Consider the following 1,350-nt stretch of genomic DNA (forward strand, 5'->3'; position numbering starts at 1 on the left):
CACAAAGAGGTTAGCCACCGCGACAGCATTCGCACTTAATAATGAAGCAACTAAGTCTTCAAAAATGCGTGCTTTTGGACCATGGTTAGTGAAGTAGTCGGTGGCGTCGACCGAATCAATACATTCTTTAAAACGTTCAAAATCTAGCATTATCAACTCCTATTTACCCAACTAATTAAAGGCCGAACAACTTATTTAATTCAACAACTACACTCTTGGCGTTTTCAGGAGCGAACCTCTGCCCACAGGGCAAGTTCAGAAACAAGTTTTTCAGCTCATTGGTCGACTTCAAATCAGTTTTTTTCGTTGCGTAAGAAGCAGATTTATCATGAAGCGGAGGGTAATAGTGAGCTCGACACTGTATCCCCAGAAAGTTCAATTGTTTAACACAATCATCTCTGGACACTGGACTAGTCTCAGTAAATTCTACAACTATATTTTTAAATGATGTTTGTTCCGACTGATCAAAATGCAATAACCTAACAAATGGATGCCCCTTTAGCTGCTGCTCATAAGCCTCGTACACCTGCCTGTTATGAGAAACATTGCGCTCAATGGCATCCAAACCTGCTAACGCGTACACACAATGAAGAGGATGAATATCTGCTTGAATGTAGGGAAGCCGATACTTTGAAGAAGAGGTGGTCGTAATTGACTTTAACTTATCAAAAAATTCCTGATCGTCCGTACATACATACCCCCCTTCGATACCATTGATCAGTTTGCTGGCATGAAGTGAAAAGACCTCTCCAACCCCAAAGCTGCCGACACGTTTACCTGAAACGGTCTCATGAACCGACTCTACAGCATCAAACAATACAGGAACATTATGCTGCCTCCCCACATCTATAAGCTGCTGAACAGGGCAACAATTCACTATAGGGTGAACAGGTAAAATAAGCGCTGANTCTTGATCGATACTCTGACTCAATTTGTCAACAGAAAGAGCTAGCGTGTTAGGGTCAATATCAATAAACTTTGGCACCATCCCCGTCCAATTAACAACATCAGCTAACCTCCTATAGGTCATGGATGGCATCAAGACGTCCTTAGCGCCTCCTTTATTTGTTTTAGCAATTATTGAAGCAACTAAGGCCCAAAAGCCCGTCGAAAACGAAAGACAGTATTGGCTCGAATGATAATCACGAAAACGATCTTCAAACAAATTTACTATTGTGCCTCGAGAAAGGTGGTCGAAATAGCTTTCAAGCTCGCCCGAACTTGGTTTGAACAAATTAGAAGTTGAGTATATTTTGGGGTCGAACTTCATATAATTAAGCTCTCTGAAGAGTTAGGTCAAAACGATACTTTGCAGCATAAAAGCCTTCAGGCATCGTCGATACTGACGCC

1 protein-coding gene is annotated in these 1,350 nt (G+C 41.7%); it reads right to left on the bottom strand.

Going from position 1 to position 1,350, the window contains the following annotated elements; genetic code table 11:
• Positions 1-175: 175 nt before the first annotated feature.
• Positions 176-1,270 (bottom strand): DegT/DnrJ/EryC1/StrS family aminotransferase, encoded by a 1,095-nt coding sequence (locus A3739_RS18605; RefSeq protein ID WP_068502386.1) that lies wholly within the window; start codon positions 1,268-1,270, stop codon positions 176-178.
• Between the last annotated feature and the right edge of the window lie 80 nt (positions 1,271-1,350).

This window comes from Oleiphilus sp. HI0067 (genome assembly GCF_001635735.1).